Annotated in this window: 13 protein-coding genes and 1 pseudogene; 11 read left to right on the top strand and 3 right to left on the bottom strand. The window is 45.5% G+C overall.

The annotated features are described in order from the left end of the window. The first annotated feature begins 136 nt into the window (after positions 1 to 136). From DESDE_RS08955 to DESDE_RS08985, 9 genes and pseudogenes are all read left to right on the top strand, one after another. Entirely contained in the window at positions 137 to 385 is a 249-nt protein-coding gene (locus DESDE_RS08955; protein WP_014793717.1) for a heavy-metal-associated domain-containing protein, read from the top strand. Next, positions 369 to 2,252, top strand: a complete 1,884-nt coding sequence (locus DESDE_RS08960) for a heavy metal translocating P-type ATPase (RefSeq protein ID WP_014793718.1) — start codon at positions 369 to 371, stop codon at positions 2,250 to 2,252. The genes DESDE_RS08955 and DESDE_RS08960 overlap by 17 nt, the downstream gene beginning before the upstream one ends. Positions 2,253 to 2,296: 44 nt before the next feature. Then, a complete protein-coding gene (locus DESDE_RS08965; RefSeq protein WP_014793719.1) occupies positions 2,297 to 3,010 on the top strand; it encodes a Crp/Fnr family transcriptional regulator in 714 nt (237 codons plus the stop codon). Between the two features lie 125 nt (positions 3,011 to 3,135). After that, positions 3,136 to 3,693 (top strand): NADPH-dependent FMN reductase, encoded by a 558-nt coding sequence (locus DESDE_RS08970; protein ID WP_014793720.1) that lies wholly within the window; start codon positions 3,136 to 3,138, stop codon positions 3,691 to 3,693. A gap of 24 nt (positions 3,694 to 3,717) precedes the next feature. Next, a complete protein-coding gene (locus DESDE_RS08975; protein ID WP_014793721.1) occupies positions 3,718 to 4,203 on the top strand; it encodes a ferritin-like domain-containing protein in 486 nt (161 codons plus the stop codon). A 193-nt stretch (positions 4,204 to 4,396) separates the two neighbouring features. Further along, on the top strand, positions 4,397 to 4,543 hold the full coding sequence (locus DESDE_RS22515) for a hypothetical protein (RefSeq protein ID WP_019850263.1): 147 nt from the start codon (positions 4,397 to 4,399) through the stop codon (positions 4,541 to 4,543). Positions 4,544 to 4,595: 52 nt separating this feature from the next. Beyond that, entirely contained in the window at positions 4,596 to 4,751 is a 156-nt protein-coding gene (locus tag DESDE_RS22520) for a hypothetical protein (protein ID WP_019850264.1), read from the top strand. Continuing rightward, positions 4,744 to 5,441 (top strand): annotated as a pseudogene (locus DESDE_RS08980) (DUF4956 domain-containing protein). Before DESDE_RS22520 ends, DESDE_RS08980 begins: the two are co-directional and overlap by 8 nt. After that, the gene (locus DESDE_RS08985) at positions 5,441 to 7,348 is read left to right on the top strand and encodes a carbohydrate-binding domain-containing protein (RefSeq protein ID WP_014793723.1); all 1,908 of its coding nucleotides are present in this window, start codon (positions 5,441 to 5,443) and stop codon (positions 7,346 to 7,348) included. Before DESDE_RS08980 ends, DESDE_RS08985 begins: the two are co-directional and overlap by 1 nt. A gap of 991 nt (positions 7,349 to 8,339) precedes the next feature. Here DESDE_RS08985 and DESDE_RS08990 read toward each other — a convergent pair. The 3 genes from DESDE_RS08990 to DESDE_RS09000 are packed head-to-tail and all read right to left on the bottom strand — an operon-like array spanning position 8,340 to position 11,319. Beyond that, positions 8,340 to 9,239, bottom strand: a complete 900-nt coding sequence (locus DESDE_RS08990; RefSeq protein WP_014793724.1) for a glycine betaine ABC transporter substrate-binding protein — start codon at positions 9,237 to 9,239, stop codon at positions 8,340 to 8,342. A 27-nt stretch (positions 9,240 to 9,266) separates the two neighbouring features. Next, positions 9,267 to 10,106 (bottom strand): ABC transporter permease, encoded by an 840-nt coding sequence (locus DESDE_RS08995; protein WP_014793725.1) that lies wholly within the window; start codon positions 10,104 to 10,106, stop codon positions 9,267 to 9,269. Continuing rightward, on the bottom strand, positions 10,075 to 11,319 hold the full coding sequence (locus DESDE_RS09000; protein WP_014793726.1) for a quaternary amine ABC transporter ATP-binding protein: 1,245 nt from the start codon (positions 11,317 to 11,319) through the stop codon (positions 10,075 to 10,077). Before DESDE_RS09000 ends, DESDE_RS08995 begins: the two co-directional genes overlap by 32 nt. A 336-nt stretch (positions 11,320 to 11,655) precedes the next feature. Here DESDE_RS09000 and DESDE_RS09005 point away from each other — a divergent pair, with 336 nt between their 5' ends. After that, on the top strand, positions 11,656 to 12,861 hold the full coding sequence (locus tag DESDE_RS09005; protein WP_014793727.1) for a pyridoxal phosphate-dependent aminotransferase: 1,206 nt from the start codon (positions 11,656 to 11,658) through the stop codon (positions 12,859 to 12,861). A 183-nt stretch (positions 12,862 to 13,044) separates the two neighbouring features. Beyond that, positions 13,045 to 15,351: a cell wall-binding repeat-containing protein gene (locus tag DESDE_RS09010; protein ID WP_014793728.1), complete on the top strand. Its 2,307-nt coding sequence runs from the start codon at positions 13,045 to 13,047 to the stop codon at positions 15,349 to 15,351. The last annotated feature ends 212 nt before the right edge of the window (positions 15,352 to 15,563 follow it).

The following is a 15,563-nucleotide window of genomic DNA, read 5'->3' on the forward strand; positions in this document are numbered from 1 at the left end:
TCTGCGTGCGACAGGCAGTCGCGCTGACTCACTTAACGGGTCTTTTTTAGTCTAATCTTGATTTTAATCAAGGCGAATAGATCGGATTTGCACTATGATTAGGTTCATCAGAAAGAATTCTTAAGGAGGAACAGACATGAGCAAAGTTCTATTTCAGATAACACCACTGAGCTGTCCCGGCTGTGGCAAGCAAATCCATGAAAAGCTAATGGAACAGGATGGTGTCATAATAGTGAAGGTCTTTCCGAGACTTGGCAGGATCCGCACAGAATTCGATGAGGCAAAGACAAATGCGGCACATTTAGAGGGTCTGATCGGCAGCTGGGGTCACGCCGTGGAGCTTAAAAAGCTCAAAAGGGGGTATGAAAATGATGAAGCATATTAATAAGCATAAAAACCAGATGACAGCAATTTCCGGTATCCTTATCGTGCTTGGTTTCCTGCTTTCATTAGCAGGATATGAAAGCTATAAGGATTTGGCTTTGATCACGGCGACCCTCATCGCCATTATTCCTATCGCCCTCAAGGCTTTCCAAGCGCTGCGCATGAAGGCCTTTAGTATTGAACTCTTGGTGACGATCGCCGTCATGGGTGCCCTTTATATTCATGAGTACACCGAGTCTTCAGTTGTTACGTTCTTGTTTTTATTTGGTGCCTACTTGGAAGCACGTACTCTGGAAAAAACCCGTTCTTCTTTAAAAGCACTTGTGGATATGGCGCCACAGGAGGCAAATGTCATTCGTGAAGGGAGAAATTTGACGATACCTGTGGAGGAAGTCGTCAAAGGTGATCGGGTTATTATCCGCTCTGGAGGCAAGGTTCCTGTTGATGGCAGTATCGTGTCCGGTAAAGCGACCTTGAATGAAGCGGCTATTACAGGTGAATCTGTGCCGGCCTCGAAAGAGATAGATGATAAGGTTTATAGTGGTACTATTGTCGATAATGGCTATATAGAAATTATTGCTGAAAAAGTTGGGGATGATACTACTTTTGCAAAAATAATCGAGCTTGTGGAAGAAGCACAAGAATCAAAATCAAAAACCCAAAAGTTCTTGGATAAGTTTTCAAACTACTATACACCGGCTATAGTCATCTTATCGATCATCGTTTATGCGCTTACCCGTAACCTCCATTTAGCAATTACCTTCTTAGTTGTCGCTTGCCCTGGTGCTTTGGTCATCGGGGCACCTGTGTCCACTGTTGCCGGAATTGGCAATGGTGCTAGAAACGGTGTCCTTGTCAAAGGCGGAGAGGTTATGGATCGCTTATCTAAGGTTGATACAATTGTCTTTGACAAAACGGGTACCCTAACGAAAGGAAAACCGGCAGTAACAGATATGAAAAACTTCTCTAATCTGGAAGCCAAAGAATTGCTCAGATTGGTGGCGAAGGCAGAAACTATTTCTGAGCACCATCTAGGACAAACGATTGTCAAAGAAGCGAATAAGAGGAATTTGAGCCTTGAAGGAGAAGTGCTTAACGGTGAAGTAATTAAAGGCAATGGCATTCGAGCACAAGTTGACGGTTACGAGCTGGCGATTGGTAATCGGAAGCTAATGGATGCGGGAAATATCCAGGTTAGTGATGAGGCTTCAGCTTATGCCCTTCAACGTGAAAAAGCAGGAAACACGGCAATATTCGCGGCGGTAGATGGCCAGGTTGCCGGTATCTTCTCCATAGCCGACCAGATCCGTGAAGATGCCCATCAAGCTTTAGCGGAACTGAGAAAGCATGGTATCAAGAAAATGGTGATGCTGACCGGGGACAATAAGCATACCGCTGAGTTAGTTGCCGATGAACTCGGGCTGGATGAATTTCAGGCAGAACTACTACCGGAAAACAAAGTGGAATTTGTTAAGAAGTTGAAAGCGGCTGGACATGTCGTGGCGATGGCAGGGGATGGAATTAATGATGCACCGGCTATTGCGACAGCCGATATAGGCTTAGCCATGGGTGAAGGCGGTACCGATGTATCCATGGAAACAGCGGATGTGGTCCTGATGGCGGATAAGCTCATGCAGTTCTCTCATGCCTACGCACTTGCCAAGGCGACGGTGCGTAATATGAAGCAAAACACATTCTTTGCAGTGGCCATTGTCTTTATTCTCTTAGCTGGGGTATTGTCGGACTATGTTCATTTGGCATCGGGGATGTTTATCCATGAAGCCAGTATTTTAATCGTGATCCTTAATGCCATGAGACTGATGCGCTTCAATCATAGAAGCGAAAGTGTCGAAATCGAAATGAGATAACGAAGGAAAGCGAATTGGTATAATGCTAGGAGAGGAAAGTTGAAATGAGCAAACATGAGTGCGGTCATGGGCATAATCACGGGTGTGAATGTGAGGGACACACATCATGTGTCTCATTGGTACCGATATTTAATCATCTCGAAGCTGAGCAAATGGCTGAAATCACGGAAGCTGTTCAATCAGATTCCTACAAAAAGGGCGAGGTCATTTATCGGGCCGGGGATCAATCCGATTCACTCTATATTGTCAGAAGTGGGAAAATCAGAGTTTATCGTTTATCAGAATCTGGCAAGGAACAGTTGGTGCGTTTTTTGAGCCCAGGGGATTTCACAGGTGAACATGCTTTGTTCAGTGAGTCTGTTCATGAGTCCTATGCCGAAGCAGTGGAAAACACGGAGGTTTGTCAGATAACGCGCACGGATTTACAGAAGTTCCTTTTGAAATACCCCTCAATTTCTTTGAAAATCTTAACGGAATTCTCGAGCAGGCTGGAAAAATCGGAGAAACAAACCACAAGAGTCTCAACGGAGAAGGTGGAAACCCGGCTTGCTCTTTTCCTGGCTGAGTGTATCGATAAAGAAGAAGCGTCGATGGAGTTTGTACTTCCGATGAGTAAAAGGGATCTGGCTTCCTTCCTAGGGACAACGCCGGAAACAATCAGTAGGAAATTAACGGAATTTGAAGACGCGGGATATATTAGACAGAAGGCCCATAGGAAGATAGAGGTTATTGATTTAGATGAACTGCTCTTGGTCTAAACAGCTTTGCTTTGAGAGTAAATATATTTAAGCTAGGAAAGCTAAAGATTGAATAATGTGTTATAATTAACCAAAAATAAGCGTTTTTGCATGAAAAACAGAATTTAAGATTGAGGTGATGACTTATGAGTCGAATAAAGATTGGAGTCCTCGTGGGAAGTTTACGCAAAGATTCCTTTTGCCGCAAGCTGAGTAAGGCTCTTAAGGAAGTAGCCCCTGAGTCCTTCGACCTGGAAGAAGTGGAGATTGGAGAACTGGTTCTTTACAACCAGGATCTTGATGAGCCGGACAACCTTCCGGAAGCCTGGACTGTCTTCCGGGAAAAGATGAGAAGCTATGATGCCTTTATTTTTGTGAGCCCCGAATACAACAGGTCAGTGCCTGCGGTCCTTAAGAATGCTCTCGATGTGGGATCCAGGCCGCCCAGTAAGAGCGTGTGGGGAGGCAAACCCGGAGCGGTCCTGACTGCCTCACCGGGTTCAATCGGTGGCTTTGGTGCGAACCATCACCTTCGGCAAATCCTGTCCTGCTTAAATGTGCCCACTATGCAGGCTCCTGAAGCTTACCTGGGCAATATTGCAACTGCTTTTGATGAAAGCGGCAATCTTACCAGTGACCGGACCCGCGGATTTTTACAAAAATTCATGGAGTCCTATGCAATTTGGGTGGGCAAGAATAGATAACTCAATAAAAATGGAGGGATAGTCATGAATGCTTTGGAATTCGCCATCAAAATGGAGCTGGAAGGGGAACGCTATTACCGGGAGCAAGCAGAAATTAATCAAGGAAACAGCTTGAAATCAATTTTCTTAATGCTGGCAGATGATGAAAAAATGCATGCTCAAATCTTAGAGAAGAAAGCCAATAAATTGGACTATTCACTGGAACCTAACGAGACCTTGGCCACGGCCAAACATGTCTTCAGCAATAAAGACAGGATTAAAAACGAGATTAAAGAGATTCCCAGTCAGATCGATGTTTATCGGGCTGCCATGGAAAATGAAAGAGAAAGCATCCATCTCTATCAAAAATGCGCCTCTGAAGCAGCGGATGAGGAGACAAAGGCCTTGTTCGAATACCTGATTCTCCAGGAAGAAGATCACTATGCCGTCCTGGATCGATTGATCTCTTTACTTAGCCACGCTGAAGAATGGGTGGAAAATGCCGAGTTTGGAGTCAGGGAAGATTATTAAAACAAATTGATACTAAGAACCACGAGTTTGTTATGATGACAGACTCGTGGTTTTTTCTTTTAAAGTGAATTTAAGGTTCAGCATGTAAACTCTAACCATGGTGATTGTTAAGTCATTGTAAATCTTATCTAAAAGCAATGTAAAGGGGTATTTAATACAAACAGGATGAAAAAGAAATCTGGAGGGCAAACAATTGAGCAAATACCAATCTGTTTTCAAGCACTACGAAAAGAAATATAGGTTGAATGAAGAACACTATAGCCATCTGATGAAAAAACTGGAGGGAAAGCTGAAAGAGGATAAATTCAAGCAAAGCATTATCAGCAATATAAGACCTTGATTTAAGCATAGCTCCTTGGGGAAATTTGTTATTGGCTCCGGGAGAGCACCTTATGGAGATAAAGATTGCCGGAGCGATGCCGTTATGGCTTTCTCATACTTTAGACGAACTGGAAATCTACCCGAGCTCCTTTTCCAAATACGGCAAGGCTTATATGAGCTTGTTAGCACGTCAAACATTGAATAAAGGAGGAAAAGCCATTGCCTAACACTATTTTTCAAAGTATATTGAATACAGACACTACTGGAGCTGCCTTTTCTATGCAATCTTTTCTCCTTTGTACAGGTATTTCCATATTGCTGGGAATTGTTATTGCTTTTTTCTATGCGTTTCGTAACTCCTACTCCTATAGTAAAAGCTTCGTGGCTACTTTAGCCTCATTACCGGCAATTGTTCAGCTTGTTATCATGCTGGTCAACCGAAACTTAGGTGCCGGTCTTGCCGTTATGGGTGCATTCAGCTTGGTGCGTTTCCGTTCCATTCCTGGTTCCGCAAAGGAAATCAGCAGTATTTTTCTGGCTATGGCTATAGGCTTAGCCACTGGTATGGGTTTCTTAGGGATTGCAGTTATTTTCACATTGATCCTTGGCTTGACCAACCTTCTGCTGGATTGGGTTGGGTTTGGGGAGCAGAAAAATGCCGAGAAAACCCTGAGAATTACAATTCCCGAGGGGCTGGATTACAGTGGAGTTTTTGATGATCTCTTTGGCCGGTATCTGAGCAAGTGGGATTTAGTCCGGGTTAAAACCACCAACATGGGGAGCCTCTTTAAATTAGATTACCGAATAGTATTAAAAGATGCAAAAATGAACGAGAGCTTATTAATGAACTTCGCTGTCGCAACGGTAATTTAGAGATTCTCTGCGGCAGGGTCAGTGTGCGTAAGGAGGAACTTTAATGAAGAGAACATGGTCCAAGAGATACCAATTGGTTTCTTTTTCCTTGGCCCTGACCTTGTTGGTCACAGGCTGCGGAAGGGCCGGAAGTGAACGGGAAGCGGGTGAAACCTCTGCGGCAATCTCCTCTCCGGCAGCTTCATCAGCTGAATTTGATCTTGGTTTTTCAGCCCGTGATTTGGACATAGGCTTTGATGAAACCACAGCTACCAAAATTACTTTAAACGATGGCGGCATTGAAGTATCGGGTTCAGGTGCCAAGGCCGAGGAAGATAGGGTAACCGTTTCACAAGAAGGGACGTATATTTTGTCCGGAGCTTTAAACGATGGACAAGTCATCGTTGATGCACCGGATACAGACAAGGTTCAGCTTGTCCTGAATGGGGTGAGTATCCATAATGAGGATCATGCGGCTTTGTATATTAAAGAAGTAGATAAAGTTTTCATAACCCTCGCAGCAGATAGCAGAAATACTCTGACCGATGGAACGAAGTATGTCCAAATAGATGAAGCCAATGTGGATGGGGTGATTTACAGTAAGGCCGATCTCACCATTAATGGTAGCGGCTTACTAAATGTCGTCGGAAATTATAAACATGGGATTGTATCCAAGGAAGATCTGGTCATTACCGGCGGAAAAGTCTCCGTGACCGCTCAGGGTCAAGGGCTGCACGGTAAGGATTGTGTAAAAATCAAAGATGGAATCTTTGTCTTAAATACTCAAGGGGATGCCGTTCAGTCGGATAACGCGGAGGATGGAACCAGGGGGTTTGTCTATATCGCGGGCGGTACCTTTGCCATCGAAACCCAAGGAGATGCCTTCCAAGCCGAAACCCTCCTCCAAACGGATGGGGGTACCTTTAAAGTTGTCACCGGTGGAGGCAGTGAAAACGCCAGCACGGATGCCAAGGGCAATGAGCGGAACGGCTGGGGGATGTGGGGCAGACCTCAAGGAAATCCGGAGAGCATCAATGGAGCTGTACCTGAAGCAACAGCTGCAGTTGAAGAAGATGCGACTCCCAGTGCCAAAGGGTTTAAGGCTGGTAGTGAGCTCATTCTCAATGAAGGAAGCTTTAATATCGATTCTTCTGACGACGCCCTTCACAGCAATGGAACTCTGGTCATTACCGGGGGCACTTATGCCATTAGCTCCGGAGATGATGGACTTCACGCTGACGGTGATTTGAAGATCACCGGGGGAATCCTCTTAGTGGAAAAAAGCTATGAGGGTATTGAAGGAAATACCATAACGATCACGGGCGGTATCATCGAAGTCACTGCCCTTGATGACGGACTGAACGTAGCCGGGGGCAATGACGGCTCTGCCTTTGGCCGACCTGGGCAGAATAACTTCACTAAAGCAAATACAGACCAATATCTGCGGATTAGCGGCGGTGAGATTAAGGTCAATGCAGCCGGGGACGGACTGGATTCCAACGGAAATCTGTTCGTCGAAGGGGGAACGATTACTGTAAGCGGCCCTGTTGATAATGGTAACGGTGCCCTGGATTATGACGGAACAGCCACGATTACCGGTGGAGTGCTGATGGCTACAGGGAGCAGCGGTATGGCCCAAGGCTTTGCTGAGGACTCCAGCCAATATTCCCTGCTCCATGTTCTATCAACATCTGTGGCGGCAGGAAGTGAGGTCACGTTGACCGACGCCAATGGAAAAGTCATCTTAAAATGGACGGCGGATAAGGAGTTTAATACGGTTCAACTCAGTTCGCCAGACCTCGTCCAGGGTGGCACCTATACTTTGACTGCCGGCACCGTTACTGAAACGGTTACTCTGTCCTCAATTGCTACTTCCAATGGCGGCGGCATGGGAGGGGGCAGAGGGGGCAACCCGGGAGGTATGATGGGTCAGCCTCCTCAGTCGGGCGAAAGGCCGGGGCATTCTAAATAGTCAGGGTTAAGAGTGCGGTGGGAAAAACCGTAGATGACAGATCGGTAAAACCTCTGAAAGTCAATTCTCTAGGATTTTGCTTTCGGCGTTCACTCCATAAGCTGCGCGGAGCAATCTAATCGCTCAAGACCTCCGCTACGTCGGGTGCACCTGCGCCGCTAAGTAATCTCTGTGGCGTGGCGGCTTGGGCGAAACCCTCACCCGGGTTTCGTGGCTAAATCGGCTCCTGCCTCATAGCCGGTTGGAAACGTCCTGTTTCCAACCCGACTCCGCTGCAGTCTATTCGCGAAGATTGCTTACCTGCTCGCTTAGAATCCGTTCTCTGCCTGAAAGCAAAATCCTTGGGCTGCCTTTCAGGCTTGAGCGGCGTGGATGTAGGATAAAGGGGCGCGAGTGTGGGATAAAGCTATACGACCCGGACAATACTTTTCATCCTTTGCTGGTGTTGCGGCAGTGGCATGGGGGACTACTCTAAAAAAGACCCGGAAGAGAGTCAGAAAAGACCTGCTGGCGTAGCTTTACGCACAAAAGTGAACGGATTTCACTGTGTATAAGGCAGCTAAGGCTTCTGCTTCACTTCACTCACCATAAGCCAAGCTTTCTTTAAGCGGAAGGGCGGTCAGGTCAACGAGGCTTTCTTAACTTAGACGAGCCACCGGTTCACATCAGGTATTACCCAGAGGTTTGGCTCGACTGTTAAGAAAGCGAGTTCACCAGCCCTGGAGCTATGAAGTACGTGAGCTCCGATGGAGAAAGCCTCCGGTGGAGGGTTTCAGGAGCTCACGCCCGAAGGTTCGTTGTGCGTAAAGCTACCCGACCCGAGCGTCTTTTTCATCCTCTGCTGATGCCACCCGCAGCATGGCCGGTTACCCTGAAAAAGACCCGATAGAAGGGCTAATAAACCCGCAGGGTAGCTTACCCTATAAAAAAGAACGCCCGAGCATTGCTAAGCTACGCTCAAGCGTTCCAGAGAGGAGACACTCGATGTGAATCAGGACTTAATCCAACTGTCCACCAAGTCCTGGTTTTCAGAGATCCATTTTTTAGCCGCCTCTTCGGGCTTCATACCATCGTTGATATAACTTTCCAAAGTGCCGATCTGCTGATCGTTGAGCTTAAACTTCTTGATCATGTCACCCACTTCGGGATGGGTTTGGGTAAATTTCTTGTTGGCTAAAGTATGAATCTCCTCGGAATCACCATAGGAATTCTTGGGATCTTCAAGGTATTTCAAATCGTATTTGGCGAATTTCCAATGAGGGCTCCAACCGGTAATGGCAATCCATTCATTGCTGCGATAAGCCTTCTCTAAGGCAGCCAGCATAGCGGCCTCAGAACTTTGAATCAATTGAAAATCCAGCTCATAGCTGTCAATAGCAGTTTCAGTGGCTTTCATGATGCCTGCCCCAGGATCGATACCCGTAATTTTGCCGCTGAACTTATCTTTATGAGCGTTCAATTCTTCGATAGAATTAATGTCCACATACTCAGGAACGACAAGGCCGATTTTTGCTTCGGCAGTATACCATACACCATAGTCGTCCAGCTTGTCTTTGTATTTATCCCAGTAAGTTTGATGAGTAATAGGAAGCCAACTGTCCATAAAAAGGTCTAAATTTCCTCCGGAAAGCCCAACAAAGAGAGGAGCGGCATCAAGGCTTTTCATCTCTACTTTATAACCTTGTTCTTCCAGGATGACTTTCCAGAGGTTGCTGACAGCTATAGCTTCCGCCCAATTAACATAACCGATGCTTACAGTTTTCTCTCCGCCTTTGGCACTTTGATCGCCGGAGGGGCTGCCAGAGGGTGTTCCACAACCTATGAGTCCAATGGTGAGCAGACCTACCATGGCCCATATGAGGATTTTTTTCCAAGATTTTTGTAATTTCATTGAACCATCCTTTATATTTTTTTAAGCTTATACCTTTTTAACCACCCGGGAGTTGCGCAGCGCTCCCTGACTGAGACGGTCAAGAATCATGGCTAAGATAACTACGGCTAAACCATACTCAAAGCCTTTGCCAATATCCATTTGGGAAATTCCAGCCAATACTCCGGCTCCCAAGCCTTGAGCTCCAATCATGGCGGAGATAACGACCATGGATAAGGAGAGCATCATGGTTTGATTGATTCCAGCCATGATGGTTGGCAAAGCCAGGGGCAATTGGATCTTCCAAAGCATCTGCCTGGAATTCGAGCCAAAGGCTTCTCCTACTTCCACCAGATCTACGGGAACCTGACGAATGCCCAGATCTGTTAAACGGATGACAGGTGGCATAGCAAAGATAACCGTAGCAAAGACTGCAGATACTGTTCCTAAACTAAAGAACATTAAAGCAGGAATGAGATAAACGAAAGAAGGCATAGTTTGCATGAAGTCCAGAATAGGGGAGAGGACTTTATGGAAACCGTCATGCCGCGCTCCCAGTATTCCTAAAGGAACTCCGATAATTAAGGAGACAAGGGAAGCGATCAGGACCAGGATGAGAGTATCGAGAAAGGCCGGCCATAACTCTAAATTATAAATCAGGTAGAGGCCAACGGTAGTTCCCAGAGCCAGGCGCCATCCTTTAGCCCGCCATGCTAAAGTGGCAAAGAGAAGAATGAGGATAAACCAGGGAACCAGGTCAAGGCCGTCCCGCATCTTATCAGTGACTAAGGTTACAGAATCCGTAAAGGTATCAAAGGCACTTCCAAAGTAGAGGAGAAGGGTATCGACTCCATGATTAACCCACTGCCCCAAAGGAATTCGAATCATAGCTTTCACCTCCTGTTTGGGTTGCCGTATTTCCTGTTTCAGCTAAGGCAGCAAGAACTGCACCACGAACAATGATTCCGATCAGATGTTGTTCATCATCAATTACGGCAAGGGGAACTTTTGTGTTGGCAATGACGGGAAGTATATCCTGAACAAGAACATTACCCTGGCAGGTGGGGACCTTTATCAGCTTGACTTCCTGAAGGCTTTGGACACCATTATGGCGAGCTTCGATAGCCAAATCGGCATTAATAAGTCCGTGTAAATGTCTGCTTCTATCCACGACGAAGACGCTGGACAGACCATGTTCCTTCATAACCTGGAGAGCAACATTGGGACCATCCTTAAGCTGCACCACAGGCTGAGGGCGTTTCATAATATCTTTTAAGGTAAGAATCTTACTGCGATCCACACCGCGGGCGAATTTGGCTACATAATCATCAGCGGGGTTGCCGACAATTTCTTCAGCTGTACCCACTTGGACCAGAGAGCCATCCCTGATGAAGGCGATTCGGTCGCCGATTTTCAGAGCTTCATTCAAGTCATGGGTAATGAATACGATGGTCTTATTCATCTTCTGCTGAAGGTTAAGAAGCTCATCCTGCATTTCTTCCCGAATTAAGGGATCCAAAGCGCTGAAAGCTTCATCCATGAGTAAGATATCAGGATCATTGGTTAAGGCTCGGGCCAATCCCACCCGCTGTTTCATACCGCCGCTTAATTCATCAGGGTAGGAGTTTTCCCAACCCGCTAGTCCTACCATTGCCAGGCAATCTCGGGCCTTCTGTTCACGAGCGGCTTTGCCGATCCCTTGAATCTCTAAACCGAATACAGTGTTTTGAAGGACCGTGCGATGGGGAAGGAGGGCAAACTGTTGGAAGACCATGCCTAATTTTTTTTGTCTTATTTGTCTCAGTTCTTGAGGTTTTAACTTAGTAATATCCACCCCATCGATCAGGATGGCTCCGGCACTCGGTTCAATTAAGCGATTGAGACAGCGGAGAATAGTGGATTTACCGCTGCCGGAAAGGCCCATGATCACGAATATTTCTCCTTCGTTGACTGTGAAGCTGACTTTATTCACACCGACGCTCAGGCCGGTCTCGGTTAGAATCTGATCTTTGCTCAAACCCTTTTCCAAAAGATTTAAGGCTTTTTGTGGTTGAGGACTAAAAACTTTGATCAGGTTATTCACTTCGATTTTTATGCCCATGTTTAACCTCCTCTCGAAAAAAATAGTTATCTCAAATGACAACTTGTATGATACTGCAGAGTTGTCACCATGCTATTTTATCCCTTTTCCCATCAGGAGTCAAAGAGGTTCAGGGAGGATAATCCTTTCTGAGCCGACCTCAGAGGTCATAAGCCTGGGGATTCTTCCAGATCGGGACAAATCCTTCATGATACTGACATATCCGATTGAATGCACAAGTTGTCACTTGAGAATAAACCTGGGAACAAAATGAAGAGGAAAGGGTTAGCATTGCAGAGACTTCGCAGTTGATGCTATGATAAACATGAAAACAAAGATGAAAGAAGAGATGATGGCATGATTTCCAATACCATGCAACAACAAGTTAAGAACTCCTCGATTATTCGTGCTATGTTTGAAGAAGGAAAACGATTAGCAGCACTATACGGCGCTGAAAATGTGTATGATTTTAGTTTAGGTAATCCCAATGTGGAGCCGCCTGAGGAAGTCAAGAAAGCAATTATAGACATTATAAATGAAGAAAATTCCACAGCCCTTCACGGCTATATGAATAATTCTGGTTTTGAAGACGTTCGAGGAGCTATCGCCGATTCCCTTAATCAACGATTCGCTACCGAGTTTTCGGCTGATAATATTCTCATGACGGTAGGGGCAGCCGGAGGTTTAAATGTCATATTCAAAACCCTTCTTAATCCTGAGGACGAGGTTCTTACCTTTGCTCCCTTTTTTGGAGAGTACCGTAACTATGTTCAAAACTATCAGGGTCAACTCATTGTGGTTTCTCCGGATACGAGGGATTTTCAACCTAATTTGGAAGAGTTTAAAGAGAAAATCAGTCCAAGGACCAAAGCTGTTCTGGTTAATTCACCCAACAATCCCACAGGGGTGGTCTATTCAGAAGAGACCATCGTTTCCCTGGCGAATATTCTTCGGGCCAAGCAAAAGGAGTATGGCACAGTGATCTATCTGGTAGCTGATGAGCCCTATCGGGAGCTTGCTTATGACCAGGTGGAAGTACCCTATCTGACCAAGTATTATGAAAATACCATCGTAGGATACTCTTTCAGCAAATCCCTCTCTTTGCCGGGAGAGAGAATCGGCTATTTGGTGATTCCGCAAGAGGCTGCGGATTATGAAAATCTAATCGCCGCTGCTAATATTGCCAATCGCATTCTGGGATTTGTTAATGCTCCGTCCCTTTTCCAGAAGGTCATTGCCAAGTGTCTTAGTGCCCAGGTTGATCTTGAAACCTACAACCGGAATCGAGAGCTTCTCTATAATGCGCTTGTATCCTATGGTTATCAATGCATTAAACCCGAGGGAGCTTTTTACTTATTCGTCAAGACTCCTATAGAGAATGATGTTGAATTTTGCAATCTCGCCAAGAGTAAAAATATCCTGATCGTTCCGGGCACTTCCTTTGCTTGCCCTGGGTATGCCCGGATTGCCTATTGCGTAGCTTATGAAACCATTGAAAAAGCTCTGCCGGGATTCAAGGCTTTAATCCTGGAGAACCAGCGTTTCGGCTCTTTTTCAGGATAGCCCATGCAAGAAAAACATAAAGGATAGTGTCAGATTTAAAGAAGCTAAAACGTCATTATAAAACAAAGACTTACTTCTTTACTTAAGAAAAGAGTAAGTTTTTGTTTATTTTTAATTAATAATTATAAACTTGAAAATATGGTAAATTTTATATATGACAAGGGGAAGAGAGGGAACAAAGAGATGAATGATTTTAAATTGATGTCGATGAGTCCAAAAGCTTACATAACCATGGTCTTTTTGGCATTAGCCATTGCATTATTGGTTCCTTCAACTGCTTTAGCATTATCCAGTCCTACCATTCAATACTTCGGTGGTTCAAACTGGGAAGTATTCAATGGGGTGGATAACACTCACGACGGAGGTTATGTGGTAGTAGGCCACAGTAGCTCAAACAACGGGAATTTGGAAGGATTGAATAAGAAATACGCTGATGCAGTGATTGTGAAGTTTTCTGCTGACGCCGAGGTTCAGTGGGTCAAGACCTTCGGGGGCAGTTTCATCGATAGTTTTCAAAGTGTGAAGCAAACCAAGGATGGCGGGTATATAGCCGTCGGCTCCAGTTCTTCTGTCGATATGGATATGAATAATTCCCGCAAAAAGGCACGGGAAGCGGGACAGGACAGCTCTAATGATGACGCCATTATCGTCAAGTTTAACTCCCTTGGAGAAGTAGAATGGTTCAAGGATTTTGGCGGGAGCCAGCGCGATAGTTTTAATGGGGTGGTGGAAACCCCGGAAGGTGATTTCATCGCGGTAGGAGAGTCTGAATCAAAGGATGGGGATCTCTCCGGTCTTGCTCTGGGAAACTGTGATGCTATCTATGCTCGCTATAATCATGATGGAACCTTTATGGGTGCTCATAGCTATGGCGGTTCTCTCGGCGATGGCTTTAATGACCTTGTCCTGCTCTCCGACGGAAGCATAGTGGCCGTAGGATACAGCAGCAGCAATGATAAAGATATGAAGGGCGCGGGAGCATCTATGCTCAAGGGAATAGTCGTCAAGATCAATAAAGATTTAAGTATACCTTGGGCGACTTCTGTGGATTTAGCCGATCCTAGCTATCAGCGCTTGGTCTATTCTTCCGGAAATGGGTTTCAGGATGTAAAGGTCACAGATGATCAGGGCTTCATCGTCGTTGGCAAAGGGACCTATATCGATCAAAAAGCCGATGGTAACAGCAATATGAATGAAGATGGCAGGATTTATAAATTTAATTCCCTGGGTCAGGAAGAGTGGCATGATACGTATATAAACCAAGCCTATACCCGCTTTTTCGGTGTCGCACAAGATCAATCCGGCTCTTATATGGTAGTGGGGGACAGCTACATGCCGGAAGCAAAAAAGATAATCGCTCTGCGCTATGACCCTCATGGTGTACGGCTTTGGGATAAAGAAGATGAAGGAAGCCGCAGTCGTTATTTATTGAGTCTTGTGGCAAAAGGGGATCACTTTGTGGCTGTAGGGTCCAAGTATATCCAAGGCAAAAGCGAAGAGGGTCTGTTATACATAGGCCGTTTTGAGGAAGCGAACAATAAGCTGATTATGGCCCCCAACACAGGGAGCCATTCTGCAGATACAACGGCACAGTTAAAAGTCAGTGAGACAGAGCGCCTTTCGGGCAATGACCGTTATGAAACTGCCATTGCCATAAGCAAGAAGGGATGGGAAAAATCAGAGAATGTAATTTTGGTCAACGGCAATAATTTCCCTGATGCTTTGGTAGGTTCAAGTTTTGCCTATCTCAAAAATGCACCTATCCTCATTACAGCTTCTGATAAGTTGGATAACCGGGTAAGTGCAGAAATCCAACGATTAGGAGCCAAAACAATTGCTATCCTGGGTAATAGTTCTTCAGTATCTCAACCTATTGAGAATCAGTTGAAAGAGCGCTACCAAGTGACTCGGATCGGTGGGGCAGAAATATACGATACTGCAGTAAAACTCGGGGAAGAAATCAAAAAGATAAAACCCTTTGATACGGTTATTATTGCGACTCAGAGCAATTTTCCCGATGCTCTGGCCATTGCCCCTTATTCGGCGAAAGAAACGATTCCCATCCTGTTCACGGAAAAAGATCGCTTAAGGCCGGATACCAAGAAAGCCTTGGCGGAGTGGGAGATCAGGAATGCTATTATTATAGGCGGTACCGGTGTAGTTTCTCTGGATGTGGATCTTGAGCTGGATGCTCTCGGCCTGACGATTACCCGGCTGGGAGGAGAGGACCGCTATGATACAGCCTTAGAGATAGCAAAACAGTTTGGGACAGAAAATCCTTATTCGGCTATAGCAGTTGCTACAGGAGAAAATTATCCCGATGCTTTGACCGGGGCCGTTCTGGCTGCTAAGCACAATGCTCCTCTTATTTTGGTAAGGAAAAATAAGGTCAAAAATACCGTCACAGAATATCTGAACCCTCTTGGCCTGGAAAAGGCCACGATCTTTGGGGGAACTGGGGTTGTTTTAGATGAGATTTTCAGAAAGTAATACATAATGAGAGTAGAACCCGAAGACCGTATCTCTTCGGGTTCTCTATTTATTCCGATATCTTTAATTCAGAATCCATCGTTCTGATACTTTTCGAAGGATTTCTGGGAAGAAGGAACTAAGACATTAATGAAGAATATAGTAGAATATTTAGATTTGTTAGAAAAAACGGCATATGACCGTTTAAGCTGCACCGAAGAGCAGGGGGTATC

The organism is Desulfitobacterium dehalogenans ATCC 51507 (assembly GCF_000243155.2).
GTDB lineage: Bacteria > Bacillota > Desulfitobacteriia > Desulfitobacteriales > Desulfitobacteriaceae > Desulfitobacterium > Desulfitobacterium dehalogenans.